The sequence below is a fragment of the Barnesiella sp. An22 genome, from assembly GCF_963931395.1.
Lineage (GTDB): Bacteria > Bacteroidota > Bacteroidia > Bacteroidales > Barnesiellaceae > Barnesiella > Barnesiella merdigallinarum.
The window spans coordinates 1,539,528-1,557,414 of sequence record NZ_OZ007014.1 but is presented as its reverse complement, the minus strand read 5'-3'; the positions used below and the strand labels follow the sequence as shown (position 1 = coordinate 1,557,414).

The following is a 17,887-nucleotide window of genomic DNA, read 5'->3' as shown; positions in this document are numbered from 1 at the left end:
CCTCTCGCTAATGACTGAACCGATGCTTCTTCTCCTCCTCGACCACCTCGGGCTTCACCTCGGGCTTGCGGAAGATGTCGTCGGGGCTCGTCGGCCTCAGCTCGTCGTACCACTTGTAGGCGGGCAGATAGAGCTGGTCGGGCTTCACCTGTTCCATGGGCGTCATGCTGCCCTGCGGCTGTGGCCAGATGATAATCTTCTCCATCTGCTGATTCTTCAGATACATGGTGAGGAATCCGCTCTCGGCCTTGTTGAGCCCCGTGAGGGTAGAGTCGCGCTCCTGCGGGTAGAAAATGGTCTGGGCATTGCCGCTCACATCGACCTGGCGCAACTGCCCCTGGTCGAACCACGCCTTCAGAGTCTTGCCCGACACCTGGTCGAAGAAGACCGAATCCTTGTGCTGGGTAGCGAAGGCGGCAGCCGGGATATAGGCCCAGTCGACCGCACTGTCGTTCATGTGTATGCGTATGGTGTCGCCCGTTATCTGATAGTTCTCGTTCCAGATGATGGGCAGTTTGTACATGTGCAGCAACGAGTCGGCCGAGGTGAACTCCATCGAGTCGCACACCCCCTGGGCATCGACCCGGAAGAACCGCACGCCGTGATAGGCCTGCAGCAGACGGGTGGAGTCGGGCAAAATGAGGTGCGACTTGAGGGTATCGGCGTGCAGGTAGAGGGTGTCGCCTCGCGAAAACTCGAGCACCCGGGCCGAGTCGGTGGCAAACGAATATTCGGTGCGCTCGTTGTAGAAGCCATACTGCCCCTCCATGATGATGGAGCGTACCGAGTCGTTGAGCACCATGTTGCCAAAGACCTCGCCGAAGCCCGACCGGCGGTCGTAGTAGATGGTATCGCCCGTGAGGCTCTGCCCCTTCGAGGTGACCAGCGAGCGCTTCAGCAACATGGACTTGTCGGTCTCGGTGTTGTACCAGCCGGCGGTCGAATAGATGATGTTGCTGTCCGAGACGATGGTCGAAGGACCCACGATGTCGGCTATCTTGGTTTGGGTATTGTACTCGAGGGTATCGGAGTAGAGAGTGTACTTCTCGTTAATCAGCTGCACGTCGAAGTTGAAGACCGACTGCTTCGTGTCGGGCGAGTATTGTCCGTAGACCGACGAGAGTTCGTTTTGCGAGTCGACCAGCTTGCCCCCGTCGAAATAGTAGCCGATATTGGGTATCATCTCGTAGTTGAGACTATCGGTAAAGAGGGTCACGTCGCGGTTCTCCATGCGCACATTCTCGCGCAGGCGGGCTATCTGCTCGTTGCCGTTGTAGTAGAGCACATCGCCGTAGATAAAGAGGGTGTCGCCCTGCTCCATGTGCACGTTGCCGAAGGCATCGAGCGAGTTGTCCTTTTCATAAAAATAGGCACTGTCGCAATACATGTACATGCTGTCCTTGCGGAATACCACATTGCCCCGCAACACCCGGTAGTCGGCACTCTGCTCCTTGTCGAAGGTGAGTTCGTCGCTGTTGAGCAGATAGACCTTGTTAGGGTCGTCGCGCGGCGGCAAAGGCCGTTGCGGCGTAGTCGTAGCAGCCCACATACCAACAGCAAGCAGGCATAAAACACCTGCCAGCGTTTTATGCCTCTTACCTTGGTTATCCATATTTCTGTTCTTATCGTGCCCCATAGGCGCTTAATTCTTAATCCAACCGTCGTATTTAAATTCGCAGTTTCGCCACCCGTCCTTGATGCGGATGTAGGTTTCGTTCTGCTTCTTGGCCAGCCACTCGTTCAGGATTTCGGTTTTCTTCTTCTCCTCCACGATGGCCTTGAGGGTCTGATAGTCGTCCGACATGTTGGCCTTGTGTCCCTCGATGCGGCTCTTCAGTTTCACGATAGCCACCACCTCTTTGTTCTTACGCTCGTCGGTCATCACAAAGGGCTTCGAGATGTCGCCCACCTGCATGTCGGCCACCACCTTGGCGACATCCTGCGGGAGCTGCCCCATCTCGAACTTGGGGTTACCGGTCTGGGGATTCACCATCAACCCCTTGTTGTTGCGGGTATCCTTGTCTTGTGAAACAAATTGGGTAATCTCGTCGAACGAAAACTTCTTGTTGTCGACCAAGTCGGTACGGAGGGAGTCGAGACGTTCCAACGCATCGGTTATATCCTTTTCGGATACATGCGGACGCAGCAGAATGTGACGCACATTGATGCGGTCGCCCCGCTTCTCGATGAGCTGGATGATGTGGTAGCCGTACTCGGTCTCGACAATCTTCGACACCTTTTTCGGGTCGTTCAGGTTGAAGGCCACATCGGCAAACTCGGGCACCAGGTTACTCTTGCTCACAAAGCCCATCTCGCCGCCCATCATGGCTGTACCCCGGTCTTCGGAGTAGAGCACGGCCAGGGTCGAGAAGTCGCGTTCGCCGCGGTTCACCTGGTCGCTGAAGTCGCGCAACCGGGCCTTCACGTTGTCAATCTCCTGCTGGGGAACCTTGGGGTTGAGGGTAATAATCTGCACCTCGACCTGCAAGGGGATATAGGGGATACTGTCGGAGGGCAACTGGTTGTAGAAGCGACGCACCTCGGCGGGGGTAATCTTCACATCCTTGACCAGCGTGCGCTGTACCTCCTGCACCGTGCCCTGGTCGCGAATGATATTGGCCAGCTCTTCGCGAATCTCGGTAACGGGTTTCTTGAAATACTCCTCCATCTTCTCCTTGGAACCGATGTTGGCAATGAGGTAGTTGATACGGGCCTCGACCTGCTGGAAAACAGTGGCGTCGGGCACCGTAATGGTGTCGAGCTTGGCCTGGTGCAGGAAGAGTTTCTGCACGGCGAGCTGCTCGGGTATCACACAATAGGGATCGCCGTCGATACGCTGCCCGTCATATTGCATCTGGCGGTACTGCTCCTCGACCTCCGACTTGTAGATGGCCTCGTCGCCTACGACCCATACGACCTCGTCGATGACGTTGTCGTCGTCATCGGCAAAAACCGGCAGAGACACCGCTACTGCCAATACGAAAAACAAAAGCCAATCAGTAAGTTTACGCATAATTCAAAAATCTTATTTTATACTATCGTCTCGCAGAGATTGCTCTCGCGGATATAACCATTTTATTTCGCCCGATTTCTCGGCGTCGTTGTAGAGATTCTCCTCCAGTTCCCGGTTGAAGTCGAGCCGGTTGCTGTTGGCCAGAATCTCCTGTATCTGAGTCTTGGCAAAATCGTAGGGCATCACCTCGCCCGGAGCCTTGTACTCGGTAATGTTGAGCAGATACCAGTAGCCGTTCTTGTTGAACTCGAGCTTGCGGTGACTCTTCAAGAAGGTTTCGGGGTCGCCGAACTCGTAGGGGATATTGCTCACAATCTCTTCGAAGGGTACCCAACGATCGTAGAAGTAGTCGTAGATAACGACATTTTTCAAGGCATACTTCTCAATCTTCTCCACCCCGTCGGACTTGGGCGAACAATACCACTTTTTCAACTGCCCGATGTTGGGAGCATTCTCGGGGACCTTCAGAAAGAGACCTTTGAGAATAGCCTCGCGCAAGCGGAACATATCGGAGTTTTTCTCGTAATAGTCGAGCATCTCCTGCTCGTCGATCTCCTTGTCGGCCCGCTCGCTCAACAACCGCTTGCGGTACTCGAAGATGACCAGATCGCGACGGTATCGCTCGACCAGTGCGTCGATGCGCTCCAGGTCGGGCACATTCTTGCGAGCTACCTCGTAGAGCAGCTCGTCGTCGATCCAGCGGTGTATGTAACGCTCGGCAAACTCGGCACTATCGGCAGGCGAAAGTCCCTCGGGCATGGCCTCGACAACCTCGTGGCGCGACAGGATGGCATCGCCCACCTGCACCAGCGAATCTTCATCGGTCCGTAACCCACTTCGGCACGCCGTGAAAAGGCATGCCGAAAGGATTGCAGCGAATAGTGTTGTCGATACTTTATACATGTTGCCGAGCGCCGTGGTTAATCGTCTGCTAAAATACGACTAAATAACCACTTGCTATTGCTTGTTAACGGTTTTTAGAACATCTTCATTTATTTCTACCGGGTACTTCTTGTTGAGGTTTTCGACCCATACCTTCTCGAGATAGTTCTGATAATCGGCCGTCACCTGACCGCGTACGTCGGTATAAGCCTCGGGATATTTCTTCAACAGCTTGCCCGACACGAAGGCTACCGGCAGTTTCTCGTCGGCCTTGGCCGGAACGCCCTTGAATACCAGTTGGTCTACCCAACCATTCTCGCCCTCGACAAAGAGGCCGCGCTCTACCTTCACCCGGGTGAGCGAGTCGGTGTTGAACTCGCGGGTGAGTACCACGATTACCGAGTCGGCATCGAGTTTCTTCAACTGTTTCTTGATGGCCGTGGCGGTGGTATCGTCGCTACATTGGATAAGGAACCCTTTGTAGTGCGGTTTGTCCCATTTGTATTTTTTCTTGTTTTTCTTGAAGAACTTCTGCAGGCCTTCGGTATCTTGCGAAGCCTTCTCCCATACCTCACGGTTGCTCACTTCGAAGAGCAGCATGCCGTCGCGGTATTCGTTCATCAGGTTGCGGAAGTCGGGATATTTCTCCTCGAGACGGCTCTTCTCGTAATCGAGAATCTCGCGGTCGACCATGAAACCGACCATGGCCGAGATGTAGTCCGACACGTTGCGAGTCACGTCGCGACCCTTGGGCAAGAACTTGGCAAAGTCGGCTACGGTATAGGTGTGACCCTGGAACGAGAAGAGTTGGCTCTGGTCGTTGTGAATGGCTGCGATGTAAGACGAATCGACCTTACCCATCTCCTGGGCCAGCTTCATCAGTTTCTCCTGCTGAGCCTCGACCAGTGCGAAATTGTATTCGGTCTTCAACTTGGCCACCATGGCATTGCGAGCCATGCCGCCCCGCTCGTCGCGAGTCATCATGCGGGCAATCTCCGAACGCATCTGCTCAAAGGGCTTGATACCCCGCTTGTCGAGCAACTTGATGATGTGCCAGCCATAGGGCGAGAGCACGGGCTCGGAGATGTCGCCTTTGTTCTTGAGGGCAAAACCGGCATCTTCAAACTCTTTGACAAACTGACCGCTGCTTACCCAGGGCAACTCACCGCCGCGTACGGCCGTGCCTTTGTCCTCCGAGCGCTCCTTGGCCAGCGTGGCAAAGTCGGCCCCGGCCTTCAACTCGGCATAGATGGCACGAATCTCGGCCTCTTTCTGTTTCTTCACCTCGTCGGAGGCGTTGCGGGGAACCAGCACCATGATGTGTGCAAAGAGAAACTCACCGGGGTTGGGCCGGCGGCTGTGTACCTTGATGATGTGGTAGCCAAACTGGGTCTCCACCACGTCCGACACCTCGCCCGGCTGCAGGGCAAATGCGGCTTTCTCGAACGGATAGACGGTGCGGCCGCCACTGATGAATCCCAAATAGCCTTTGTTCTGGCGCGAACCGTCTTCGCTGTATTTCTCGGCCAGAGCACCGAAGTCCTGACCGTCTCTGATGCAGTTCAATATCGAGTCGGCTTTCTGCCGTGCGGCTGCACGCTCCTCGGGAGTGCGGGCATTGAGGCCGATAAGGATGTGGCTAACCTCTACATCCTCTTTCATGCGGTCGTAAGCCTCGCGGGCCAACTTCTCGTCGACCGACGAATCGATGAGATAGGGCTTGGCCAACTCGTCGCGATACCCGGCCAACTCTTTTTTGAAAGCGGCGGTCGTGTCGATGCCCAGAGCCTCGGCCTCGGCCACCTTGAGTTTATAGTTCTTAAATAGCGTAACGTATTCGTCGAGCGACTTCTGGTCGATTTGCTGCTGGCTGTTCTTGTTGTAGATATACTCGAACTCCGATTTGTGAATATCCTTGTTGTTTACTCTCATAATGACCGGGTCTACATCGGCAGCCAAGACCCAGGCCCAGGAATTACCGGCAAGCAAAGCCGCTACAAGCCATTTGTTTTTCATTGTGTTATGCGTTATGTTTTTATCGAGACCCTTGCGGGCTCAAGTTATCAAAAAAAATAATACACTATTTTAACGCTGCAACGATAGAAAAATTATATGGCAACCGCTAAAATAGTGTATCATTTTTTCGCAAAAATCTATTTCACTCCGTTATCCCCGGCTGTAATTGGGAGCCTCGCTGGTGATGGCCACGTCGTGGGGGTGACTCTCGGCTACACCGGCGTTGGTGATACGGGTAAATTTAGCGTTGTGCAGGGCTTCGATGTCCTTGGCACCGCAATAGCCCATACCGGCACGCAGACCGCCTACCATCTGGTAAACCACTTCGTAGAGCGAGCCTTTGAAGGGGACACGGGCGGCAATACCCTCGGGTACCAGCTTCTTGGTATCGGTTTCGTTGGCCTGGAAATAACGGTCTTTCGAACCCTTCTCCATGGCTTCGAGCGAACCCATGCCGCGGTACGACTTGTACTTACGGCCGTTGAAGATGATGGTCTCGCCCGGCGACTCTTCCACACCGGCCAGCATGCCACCCAGCATCACCGAGTAGGCTCCGGCGGCCAGCGCCTTGACAATATCACCCGAGTAACGGATGCCACCGTCGGCAATCAAGGGTACACCCGTACCTTTCAGAGCCTTGGCCACATCATATACGGCCGACAGCTGAGGCACACCCACACCGGCAATAACGCGGGTCGTACAGATGGAACCCGGACCGATACCGACTTTCACACCGTCGGCTCCGGCATCGACCAGGTAACGGGCGGCCTCGCCAGTGGCAATATTGCCCACAACGACATCGATGTCGGGATATTTGGCCTTAATATCTTTCAATACGCCAATAACACCTTTGGAGTGACCGTGTGCCGTATCGATGACGATAGCATCGGCACCGGCCTCGACCAGGGCGTCGACACGGGTCATCGAGTCGACGGTAACGCCCACTCCGGCAGCTACGCGCAGACGGCCCAGCTTGTCTTTGCAGGCAAACGGTTTGTCCTTGGCTTTGGTAATATCCTTGTAGGTTACCAGCCCTACGAGATGCCCCTCCTTGTCGACTACGGGCAACTTCTCTATTTTGTATTTCTGGAGGATGTCGGCAGCCTGTTGCAAGTCGGTCGACTGCGAGGTCGTAACCAGGTTGTCTTTGGTCATCACCTCGTCGACCAAACGGTCGAGATCGCGCTCAAACCGCAAGTCGCGGTTGGTAACGATACCCACCAGTATCTTGTTTTCGTTGACTACGGGGATACCACCGATGTGGTATTCGCTCATCATCGCCAATGCTTCGCGCACCGTAGAGCCGCAACGTATGGTCACGGGGTCGTAAATCATACCGTTCTCGGCACGTTTCACGGCGTGTACCTGCCGGGCCTGGGCCTCGATGCTCATGTTTTTATGAATCACGCCAATGCCGCCTTCGCGAGCGATAGCGATTGCCAACTGTGCTTCGGTAACGGTATCCATGGCCGCCGAAACTAAAGGAATATTTAATCGGATATTTCGTGAAAACTGTGTCGAGAGCTCGACTTCACGAGGGAGGACTTCGGAGTAAGCGGGGATTAACAATACATCGTCAAAGGTTAATCCGTCCATCACCACTTTTTCTGCAACAAATGACATAATGAAGTTCATTAGAATTTTATTGCATGCAAAGATAAAAATTTTTTGCAAGCTATTATAGAGCTTCGACAGATTTTTTTATTATTTATTGTTCGCTCCAAAGAGAGTCGGACAGGGTGCCCCGACCGCTCCCACCGACCGGCGCGAGCAGAGCCGGTACCGATACAGAAAGGGGCGGCCCGTGTATCGAGTCGCCCCTTTGTATCGTAACGCTGGTTATATCAATTTCCCATCTCGGAGAGGAACTTGATACGAATCAACCGTATCTCCTCCTCGCTGTATTCCATGCCAAACTCTTCGATGGCATCCTCGAGGCTGTCGCTCTCGCTCTCCTTGAAGTAGTTGAAAATGTCGTCGATGTGCTCGTCGTCCATAATCTCGCGCAGGAAGTAATCGATGTTAATCTTCGTGCCCGAGTAGACGATGGCCTCGATTTCGTCGAGCAGCTCGCTGAAGTCGAGCCCCTTCGACTCGGCCAGTTCGTCGAGGGCAATCTTGCGGTCGATGGCCTGGATAATCGAGACCTTCAGCTTCGACTTGTTGGCTACGGTGCGCACGCGCAGGTCTTCGGGACGCTCGATTTCGTTCTCCTCGACGTGAGCCTTGATGACCTTGATGAACTCCTCGCCGTATCGTTTGGCTTTGCCGGCACCCACACCCGGAATGTTCTGCAACTCCTCGAGGGTGATGGGATAGGTCGTGGCCATGGCTTCGAGCGACGGGTCCTGGAAGATGACGTAGGGCGGCAACTCGAGCCGCTTGGCAATCTTCTTGCGCAGGTCTTTGAGGATGGCGTACAGCTCGGGGTCTACCGCACAGGCGGCTCCGCCCTTCATGGGTACCTCTTCCTCCATCTCTTCGAAATCGACATCCTTCACAATCTTGAACGATACCGGATTCTTCAGGAATGCGTGTCCGGCTTTGGTCACCTTCAACAATCCATAGTTTTCAATATCCTTACTGATATAACCGGCTATCAATGCCTGACGGATTACGGCATTCCACGTACGCTCGTCTTCGCCCTGTCCGCTACCGAAGACCTCCAGGTCTTCGTGCTGATACGAGAGCACCTGGCTGGTCTCTTTGCCCAGCAGGACATCGATAACATATTCGGTTTTAAATTTCTCTTTCAGTGCAATGATAGTTTCAAGAACCGCACAAAGTTGATCTTTTGCTTCCACTTGTTTTTTAGGATTTAGGCAATTATCACAATTTCCGCAATTGTCTTCTTCATACTCCTCACCGAAGTAGTGCAGCAGAATCTTGCGGCGGCAGAGCGACGACTCGGCATAGGCTGCGGTTTCCAGCAGCAACTGTTTGCCTATCTCTTGCTCGGCCAGGGGTTTACCCTGCATGAACTTCTCGAGTTTCTGCAAGTCTTTGTTGATATAAAATGTTATACATTGGCCTTCACCTCCGTCACGACCGGCACGTCCCGTCTCCTGATAGTAGCCCTCGAGGCTCTTGGGTATATCGTAGTGTATGACATAGCGCACATCGGGTTTGTCGATGCCCATGCCAAAGGCTATCGTGGCGACGATTACGTCGATCTTTTCCAACAGGAATGCGTCCTGGTTTTGCGTACGGGTAGCCGAATCCATACCGGCATGGTAGGGCAACGCCCGTATCCCGTTCACCTGCAGTAGTTCGGCCAGCTCTTCCACCTTCTTGCGGCTCAGGCAATAGATGATGCCCGACTTCCCCTCCTGCGACTTGATATATTTGATTATATCCTTGTCGATATTCGCCGTCTTGGGGCGCACCTCGTAGTAGAGGTTGGGCCGGTTGAACGACGACTTGAAGACCGTGGCATCGAGCATGCCCAGGTTCTTCTGGATATCGTGCTGCACCTTGGGGGTGGCAGTGGCCGTGAGGGCGATAACGGGTTTTACCCCTATCTCGTTGATGATGGGTCGTATGCGGCGATACTCGGGACGGAAGTCGTGCCCCCACTCCGAGATACAGTGCGCCTCGTCGACAGCATAGAACGAGATGTTTACCTGACGCAAAAAGTCGATATTCTCTTCCTTGGTAAGCGACTCGGGTGCGACATACAGCAATTTGGTTTTTCCCGACAATATATCACTCTTGACCTGATCGATTGCCGCTTTGTTGAGCGAGGAGTTTATAAAGTGAGCCACACCGTCTTCGGCGCTGAAGTTGCGCATGGCATCGACCTGGTTTTTCATCAATGCAATCAAAGGCGAAATGACGACGGCCGTCCCGTCGAGAATCAGGGACGGTAGTTGATAACAAAGCGACTTACCTCCTCCGGTAGGCATCAATACAAAGGTGTCTTTCCCGGCGAGTAAATTTTTGATGATCGCTTCCTGATTTCCTTTGAAGGTATCGAATCCGAAATGCTTTTTCAGTTCCTCGGTCAAATTTACTTCTTTTGCCATACGGTTATTCTCTTTCTCGTTATTGGTTAGCCGATCTCTTATCGGTCTAACAAATTTATAAACAACTCTGCGTAATTACCAAATTTTAATGCTGCTTTTTTTATACGGCCAATAGTTTTGCTTTCTCTAATTTTTTCTCGGCATAGCTGCGGGTGATGTTCAGCTTCTTCTTCGCCGACGAGGGGGTCTCGTACATGGCATCCATCATCACCGTCTCGACAATCGAGCGCAGTCCGCGGGCTCCCAGTTTGAACTCGATGGCCTTGTCGACCACATAGTCGAGCATGTCGTCGTCGAAGGTGAGCTTCACGCCATCCATCTCGAACAGTTTGACATACTGCTTGATAATCGAGTTTTTGGGCTCGACCAGGATACGGCGCAGAGCGTCGCGATCGAGGGGATTCAGGTAGATGAGGATGGGCAGACGCCCGATAATCTCGGGGATGAGACCATACGACTTGAGGTCTTGCGGGGCAATGTACTGCAACAGGTTGTCGCGGTTGATGCGGTTGTTGCTGCCACCGCCGTTGAACCCTACCACGTGGGCATTGAGCCGCATGGCTATCTTGCGCTCGATACCGTCGAAGGCCCCGCCGCAGATGTAGAGGATGTTCTTGGTGTTGACCGGAATCATCTTCTGCTCGGGGTGCTTGCGCCCGCCTTGGGGCGGCACGTTCACGATAGAGCCTTCGAGCAGCTTGAGCAGCCCTTGCTGCACGCCCTCGCCGCTCACGTCGCGGGTAATCGAGGGGTTGTCGCTCTTGCGGGCTATCTTGTCGATTTCGTCGATAAAGACGATACCCCGCTCGGCAGCCTCCACGTCGTAGTCGGCCACTTGAAGCAGGCGGGTGAGAATGCTCTCTATATCTTCGCCCACGTAACCGGCCTCGGTGAGCACCGTGGCATCGACAATGGTAAAGGGCACCTTGAGCAGCCGGGCAATGGTCTTGGCCAGTAAGGTCTTGCCGGTACCCGTGGGGCCTACCATGATGATGTTCGACTTCTCTATCTCCACATCGTCGGCATCGTCGGTCGCATTCTGCATGATGCGCTTGTAGTGGTTGTAGACCGACACGGCCAGGTAGCGCTTGGCATCGTCCTGCCCGATGACGTACTGGTCGAGAAAGCTCTTTATCTCTTCGGGCTTGGGCAACTCCTCGCGCGAAATCGACCATTTCGAATTTTTCTTCCGCTTCTTGTGCAGATACTCTTCGGAAAGGAGGTAGGCCTGTTCGGCACACTCGTCACAGATGCAGCCGTCACGGCCGGGCATCAGCAACCGCACCTCGTTTTCACCTCGTCCGCAAAAACTACACTTCTCACCTTTCGCCATTGCTCAAATCGTTTTTCTTGGATTTAACCAATACCTCATCGATCATGCCATACTCTTTGGCCTCGATGGCAGTCATCCAGTAGTCACGGTCCGAATCTTTCTCTACCCGCTCGTAGGTGTTGCCCGAGTGGTCGGCGATAATGGTATAAAGTTCTTTCTTGAGTTTCTGTATTTCGCGAGCGGTAATCTCAATATCCGAGGCCTGACCCTGGGCGCCACCCATCGGCTGGTGAATCATCACCCGCGAGTGTTTCAGGGCAAAGCGTTTCCCCTTGGTACCGGCTACCAGCAGCACGGCTCCCATCGAGGCGGCCATACCGGTGCAGATAGTCGACACGTCGCAGCTGATAAACTGCATGGTGTCGTAGATGCCCAACCCGGCATAAACCGAACCACCCGGCGTATTGAAATAAATCGAGATGTCTTTACCGGGGTCGGCGGCATCGAGGTAGAGCAACTGCGCCTCTATGACATTCGAGGTATAATCGTCGATAGGTGTTCCCAGAAAGATCACACGATCCATCATCAAACGCGAGAACACGTCCATCTGAGTGACATTCAACTGACGCTCCTCCATAATGGTCGGAGAGAGGTAACTGCTGGTAAACTGTGCATACTGGTCCAAAGCCAGACCGTTCATGCCTAAATGCTTCACCGCATAATTTCTAAAATCGTTGGTCATGTTATACGTATTTAATTGTTTCTATCCCTATTTTCAATCCATGGTTGCGAAAGCCATAGCCAAAGTCAAACCGGGAAACAAAGATACTGTTTGACTTTGTCAAGACACATTCTATCTCATACAAAGATATAAACAAAAACAGTTATGCCCCAAATAAATTTGGGCGAGCCACCTGTTTTTTAGGACCTGCTTTCACAAAAAATAATATATACATCACAACCCGCCTGCCCCTCGAACCGGCAAAACTACCGGGCCGAGGTGACAAAAAGCCCCGAAAACAGAGGGTTCCGGGGCTTCGTGTGAATTTATATCGAATTACTATCGACTGGTCTTATTCTGCAGTTTCGAACAGCTTCTGGAAATTCTCCATCGATACCTCTTTGTGGTTGAGGGTTACCGATTCCTTGATAGCCGTTTGAATCTTCATCTCGGTAGCCTGGTTGATGAGACGCGAACGGGTATCCTTGTTCGAGAGCATCTCGTTGCCGTAGCGCTCGAGTACATCGTCGGGCACACCGGTCATGCCGTATTGGGCAAACTGGCTGGCGGCTACACGTTTGGCCATAGCCTTCAGGTCGTTGTCGTCGACATGAATATCGAATTGTTTTACGATTTGCTCCTTGATCAGTTGCCACTTCAAGTCGGGTACCATGCGCGAGTAGTCGTCGTCGATGGTCTCGGCCTTGCGCTCCTTGTCGGTAGCGAGCAACCAGCGTTTGAGGAATGCGTCGGGCAATTCGAAGTCGCCTACGGCTTTTTCGATGGCAGCACGCGAATCGAGCGAGAAGCGGTAGTCGCTCTCGGGAACCAGCTGGTGGGCAATCATCTCGCGGATTTTGGCCAGGTACTCTTCCTCGGTCTTCACGGTATCCTTACCGAAGATGCTGTCGAAGAACTCCTGATTCAACTCGGCGGGTTGCAGGTGGGTAATATCTGTCACTGTCATTTCGAAGTCGGATGTCACATTGGCAGCCTTCTCCTTGTCGGTATTGAGCATCGAAGCCAGTTCGGCTACCGAAGCGTTGCAGCTCTTCGAGGGGTTGAATACCACTTTGTCGCCCTTCTTCACGCCGGCAAACTTGGCCTTCTCGTCGTCGCTCTTGAAGTAGTTGGGCGAAACGATTGTGCTCTCTACCGTGATGCCGCCTTCGAGGGGAGTGCCGTCGCTCGAGAGCTCGACCATCGAACCCTTGATGAGGTCTTTCTCGTCGGTCGACTCGTCTACCGAAACCTGTTTGCCGAAGCGGGCACGGAACGATTCGTCCTGACGTTTTACCATATCGTCGTCGACCGTAATCGTGTAGTAGGGAACCGAAATCGACTTGTCTACCTTCACATTCAGTTCGGGGGCCAGAGCCACATCAAAACGGAAGGTGAAATCGTCCTGAGCATCCAGGTCGACCGTCATGTCTTCGGCCGTCATGGGCTCGCCCAGAATGTTGAGTTTGTTATCGCGGATATAATTGTACAAAGCCTCTGAAACCAAACGGTTGATCTCCTCTACCCGTACCGATTTGCCAAACATCTTCGTGAGGATGCTGAAGGGTACTTTCCCCTTTCTGAAACCGGGAATATTGGCTTTCTGCCCGTAGGCGCGAAGAGATTTATCAACTTTGTCCTGATAATCGGCTTTCGATATTTCAATCGAAATCACAGCGTTCAGGTTGTCGGTGTTTTGATGTGAAACGTTCATTCTTATGAATTTTATTAAATTAGACTCTTTACTGTTTTTACTCTCTATTGCCTACAAAAAGCGTGCAAATTTTGAGAGCGCAAAATTAGTGCTTATCTTTCGATAATCAAATTATTATTAAATTTTTTCTTTTTTCGGAACCGACAAACGAGGGGCTCCGAGGGTGCCCCTTCCCCCCTTCCGGTCGGTCGGGGACAGAGGTTCTACTTGGTATCGGCCATCAGCTGGTCGAAGAAATCGTCGAGTTCCTTGTCCATCTTTTCCCAGAAATCGTCGTGCAGATAGATATTCTCGTCGTCGATGGTAATGAGGTCGGCCACCGGCTCCATGTCGGCATTGACCAGCACCACCGAGAAGGGCGAAATAACATCCAGCGAGTGAATAGCCTGGCTCACCCGCTCATCGGCCAGTACCTTTCTCAAAAAGGCTATCAAGGCTGCATCCAGCTGGTCGCCATCGTGAGCCGTGCGCCACTCGTCGAGCTCATCGATGGTCGACTGGGCCAGCACGCCGTCACCGTCGTCGAAGACGGTAAAGAGTTGTTCGTCATACTTCACCTGCACATACATGTCGGTGAGCGACAGGGCCTCTGCACGGGCCTTCTCTACCGCTGCACAAAGGGTATCGCACAGGGTCGAGAAAAGTTTTTCTTCCGAAGCGTCCATAATCATTCTATTCGTTAAGTTGCGACAGTCGGCAACAGCCCTCCGAATCGAAGAGAAAGAGAGACTCTCCCCCACCCGACTTGGCCCTAATGCCTTCTATCTTTCACACAAAGGTAGTGAAAAAAGCAAGTATCGGCATCGACTCCATATCAAATTTTTCTTATTTCTTATATATGCCCGCACAATCATCGTGACGGCTACGATTCGAAAAGAATAAAAAAAATATCGTTTTATTCAAAAATTTATAGCGATTTGTTTGGAATCAAAAATGATTTCATTACATTTGCAACATCAAACTCGCAACAGAGAAACGATGAAGAACTTTGATTTTGCATATTACTTTTACTTTTATTTTTATTTTCGCCAAAATAAAAACGGGGTTTTATGCAATTAAGAGAATGTAAAACAGAACAACGACACGTATAGTAAAATCCCGTTCAACCACCGAACGGGATTTTTTTTATTTTCGACCTATGAAGAAGAGAGTCACCATACAAGGCATAGCCGGCTGTTACCACGAAGCCGCCGCCCGCGCCTACTTCGGCGAGGAGGAAATCGAGACCGTCGCTTGTGCCACCTTTGCCGAGATGTTCGACCGCATGGCACTCGACCACTCCCTGCTGGGCATCATCGCCATCGAGAATACCATCGCCGGCAGCCTGCTGCAAAACCACGAGTTGCTGCGCAAGAGCAATCTGAACATCGTGGGGGAATACAAGTTGCGCATCTCGCACGTACTGGCCGCTCTGCCGGGCGAGACCCTCGACGACATACGCGAGGTAAACTCGCACCCCATGGCCCTGATGCAGTGCGGCGAGTTTCTCAAGACCCACCCGCGCATGAAACTCGTCGAAAAGGACGACACGGCGGGCAGCGCCCAGGAGATAGCCCAGCACCACCTCACGGGGCATGCCGCCATCTGCGGCCGGCTGGCGGCCCAAATCTACGGTCTGAACATCCTGGCCGAGGGCATCGAGACCAACAAGCGCAACTTCACCCGGTTCCTGGTCGTGGCCGACCCGCTTTACAGCGACTGGCTCACCGCCGGCAAGCGCATCAACAAGGCGTCGCTCGTCTTCAGCCTGCCCCACACGCAAGGCAGCCTGTCGAAGGTGCTCACCATCCTCTCCTTCTACGACATCAACCTGTCGAAAATACAATCCATGCCCATCATCGGGCGAGAGTGGGAATACCGGTTTTACATCGACCTCACGTTCGACAACTTCACCCGCTACAAACAATCGCTCGACGCCATACGGCCGTTGACCAAGAACTTCAAAATACTCGGAGAATATGCAGAATTTGACAAACCCCTTTGACATACGGCCCGCCCACCGGGTAAACCAGGTGAGCGAATACTACTTCTCGCGCAAGCTCAAAGAGATTGCCGGGCTCAATGCCCAAGGACTCGACATCATCAGCCTGGGCATCGGGGGTCCCGACCGGCCTCCCCACGCCGATACCATCGAGGCGCTCTGCTCCGAGAGCCGGCGCCCCGACACCCACAGCTACCAGCCCTACGTGGGCATTCCCGCACTGCGGCAGGCCTTTGCCGACTGGTATGCCCGCTGGTATGACGTAGAGCTCGACCCCCAGCGCGAAATACAGCCGCTCATCGGTTCGAAAGAGGGCATCCTGCACATCAGCCTTGCCTTCCTCAACCCCGGCGACGGGGTGTTGGTACCCAACCCCGGCTACCCCACTTACAGCTCGGTGAGCCGGCTGGCCGAAGCCGAAATCTTCACCTACGACCTCGACGAGCAGAACGGGTGGCAACCCGACTTCAATCAGCTCGAGTCGCTGCCGCTCGACCGCATCAAACTCATGTGGGTCAACTACCCCAACATGCCTACCGGCGCCAACGCCTCGGTCGAGCTGTTTACCCGCCTGGTCGAGTTTGGCCGGCGTCACGGCATCGTCATCGTCAACGACAACCCCTACAGCTTCATCCTCAACGACCGGCCCCTCAGCCTGCTGTCGATACCCGGCGCCCGCGAGTGCTGCATCGAGATGAACTCGCTGAGCAAGTCGCACAACATGGCCGGCTGGCGCATCGGCATGCTGGCCTCGAACCCGCAGTTTGTCGAGTGGATATTGCGGGTGAAGAGCAACATCGACTCGGGCATGTTCCGCCCCTTGCAGAGCGCGGCCATCAAGGCACTCTCGTGCGGTCCCGAATGGTATGCCGAGGTAAACCGGGTCTACCGCTCGCGACGGACCGTTGCCGAGCAAATCATGCAGGCGCTCGACTGCAGCTACGACCCCTCGCAAGTGGGGCTGTTCCTGTGGGGGCGCATCCCCGACGAGGCCCGCGACGCCGAATCGCTGGCCGACCGCGTGCTCTACGACGCCCGCGTATTCATCACCCCGGGGTTCATCTTCGGCAGCGGGGGCAACCGCTACCTGCGCATTTCGCTCTGCGCCCCCGAAGAGCGAATGAAAGAAGCTTTACAACGTATCGAAAAAATGAAATCCTAAAATACTATTTGTTATGAACGACTTACAACCGATTACACTTCCCGGGGTCGACCTCAAGCGTCCCGTCATCATAGCCGGTCCCTGCAGTGCCGAGACCGAAGAACAGGTAATGAACACCGCCCGCCAACTGGCCGGGCAAGGCATCAAGATATTCCGCGCCGGGATATGGAAACCCCGCACCAAACCGGGAGGTTTCGAAGGCGTGGGCGTAGAGGGCCTGAACTGGCTCAAACGGGTGAAAGAGGAGACCGGCATGTACACCGCCACCGAGGTGGCCACCGAGCGACACGTGTTCGAAGCCCTCAAGCACGGCATCGACATCCTGTGGATCGGAGCCCGCACCACGGCCAACCCCTTTGCCGTACAGGAGATTGCCGACGCCCTGAAGGGGGTCGATATTCCCGTACTCATCAAGAACCCCGTGAACCCCGACCTCGAGCTGTGGATTGGCGCCGTCGAGCGCATCTACAACGCCGGCCTGCATCGGCTGGCTGTTATACACCGCGGCTTCAGCAGCTACGACAAGCACCTCTACCGCAATCTGCCCCAGTGGCACATTCCCATCGAGTTGCGCCGCCGCCTGCCCAACCTGCCCATCTTCTGCGACCCCAGCCACATCGGGGGCAAGCGCGAACTGGTGGCCCCGTTGTGCCAGCAGGCCATGGACCTGGGTTTCGACGGACTCATCGTCGAGTCGCACTGCGACCCCGACTGCGCCTGGAGCGACAAGAACCAGCAGGTGACCCCCGACGCCCTCCACTACATCCTGAACATGCTGGTGATTCGCGAGACCACCCAAACCACCGAGAACCTCTCGGAGCTGCGCAGCCAGATAGACCAGCTCGACCACCAACTGCTCGAACTGCTGGCCAAGCGCATGCGGGTTTCGCGCGAAATCGGCCAATACAAAAAGGAGCACAGCATGCCCGTTTTGCAGACCAGCCGCTACGACGAGATTCTGCAAAAGCGCATGGCCGAGGCCGTGGAGCTGGGCATGGGAGCCGACTTCATGAAAGAGATCATGCAGGCCATTCACGAGGAGTCGGTACACCAGCAAATGGAGATTATCAATAAATAAAAGGAGATTACCACTTAGCAAT

13 protein-coding genes are annotated in these 17,887 nt (G+C 53.9%); 3 read left to right on the top strand and 10 right to left on the bottom strand.

What is annotated here, in order from left to right; genetic code table 11:
- Positions 1–7 precede the first annotated feature (7 nt).
- The 10 genes from ABGT88_RS06235 to ABGT88_RS06190 all read right to left on the bottom strand — a co-directional run bounded on the left by ABGT88_RS06235 (position 8) and on the right by ABGT88_RS06190 (position 14,309).
- The gene (locus ABGT88_RS06235) at positions 8–1,612 is read right to left on the bottom strand and encodes an OstA-like protein (RefSeq protein WP_346701033.1); all 1,605 of its coding nucleotides are present in this window, start codon (positions 1,610–1,612) and stop codon (positions 8–10) included.
- Between the two features lie 30 nt (positions 1,613–1,642).
- Positions 1,643–3,013, bottom strand: coding sequence for a peptidylprolyl isomerase (locus ABGT88_RS06230; protein WP_087407648.1), 1,371 nt, complete (start codon positions 3,011–3,013; stop codon positions 1,643–1,645).
- Between the two features lie 12 nt (positions 3,014–3,025).
- Complete coding sequence (locus ABGT88_RS06225; protein ID WP_087407649.1) at positions 3,026–3,916, bottom strand: peptidylprolyl isomerase; 891 nt, start codon at positions 3,914–3,916, stop codon at positions 3,026–3,028.
- A gap of 54 nt (positions 3,917–3,970) precedes the next feature.
- Positions 3,971–5,911: a peptidylprolyl isomerase gene (locus ABGT88_RS06220; RefSeq protein WP_346701031.1), complete on the bottom strand. Its 1,941-nt coding sequence runs from the start codon at positions 5,909–5,911 to the stop codon at positions 3,971–3,973.
- Positions 5,912–6,061: 150 nt separating this feature from the next.
- Complete coding sequence (gene guaB / locus ABGT88_RS06215; protein ID WP_346701029.1) at positions 6,062–7,534, bottom strand: IMP dehydrogenase; 1,473 nt, start codon at positions 7,532–7,534, stop codon at positions 6,062–6,064.
- Between the two features lie 221 nt (positions 7,535–7,755).
- A complete protein-coding gene (recQ, locus tag ABGT88_RS06210) occupies positions 7,756–9,936 on the bottom strand; it encodes a DNA helicase RecQ (protein WP_087407651.1) in 2,181 nt (726 codons plus the stop codon).
- Between the two features lie 100 nt (positions 9,937–10,036).
- Positions 10,037–11,269 carry an ATP-dependent Clp protease ATP-binding subunit ClpX gene (gene clpX, locus ABGT88_RS06205; protein WP_087407652.1) on the bottom strand — a complete coding sequence of 411 codons (1,233 nt, stop codon included), beginning with the start codon at positions 11,267–11,269 and terminating at the stop codon, positions 10,037–10,039.
- Positions 11,256–11,951, bottom strand: a complete 696-nt coding sequence (clpP, locus tag ABGT88_RS06200) for an ATP-dependent Clp endopeptidase proteolytic subunit ClpP (protein ID WP_087407653.1) — start codon at positions 11,949–11,951, stop codon at positions 11,256–11,258. The genes clpX and clpP overlap by 14 nt, the downstream gene beginning before the upstream one ends.
- Positions 11,952–12,282: 331 nt before the next feature.
- Positions 12,283–13,644: a trigger factor gene (gene tig / locus ABGT88_RS06195; RefSeq protein ID WP_087407654.1), complete on the bottom strand. Its 1,362-nt coding sequence runs from the start codon at positions 13,642–13,644 to the stop codon at positions 12,283–12,285.
- A gap of 203 nt (positions 13,645–13,847) precedes the next feature.
- A complete protein-coding gene (locus ABGT88_RS06190; RefSeq protein ID WP_087407655.1) occupies positions 13,848–14,309 on the bottom strand; it encodes a hypothetical protein in 462 nt (153 codons plus the stop codon).
- A 473-nt stretch (positions 14,310–14,782) separates the two neighbouring features.
- Here ABGT88_RS06190 and ABGT88_RS06185 point away from each other — a divergent pair, with 473 nt between their 5' ends.
- From ABGT88_RS06185 to ABGT88_RS06175, 3 genes are read left to right on the top strand one after another with little or no spacing between them, the layout of a single operon-like run.
- Entirely contained in the window at positions 14,783–15,628 is an 846-nt protein-coding gene (locus ABGT88_RS06185) for a prephenate dehydratase (protein WP_087407769.1), read from the top strand.
- Positions 15,603–16,787 (top strand): aminotransferase class I/II-fold pyridoxal phosphate-dependent enzyme, encoded by a 1,185-nt coding sequence (locus ABGT88_RS06180; protein ID WP_346701026.1) that lies wholly within the window; start codon positions 15,603–15,605, stop codon positions 16,785–16,787. Before ABGT88_RS06185 ends, ABGT88_RS06180 begins: the two co-directional genes overlap by 26 nt.
- 13 nt (positions 16,788–16,800) lie before the next feature.
- A complete protein-coding gene (locus tag ABGT88_RS06175) occupies positions 16,801–17,865 on the top strand; it encodes a bifunctional 3-deoxy-7-phosphoheptulonate synthase/chorismate mutase type II (protein ID WP_346701024.1) in 1,065 nt (354 codons plus the stop codon).
- The last annotated feature ends 22 nt before the right edge of the window (positions 17,866–17,887 follow it).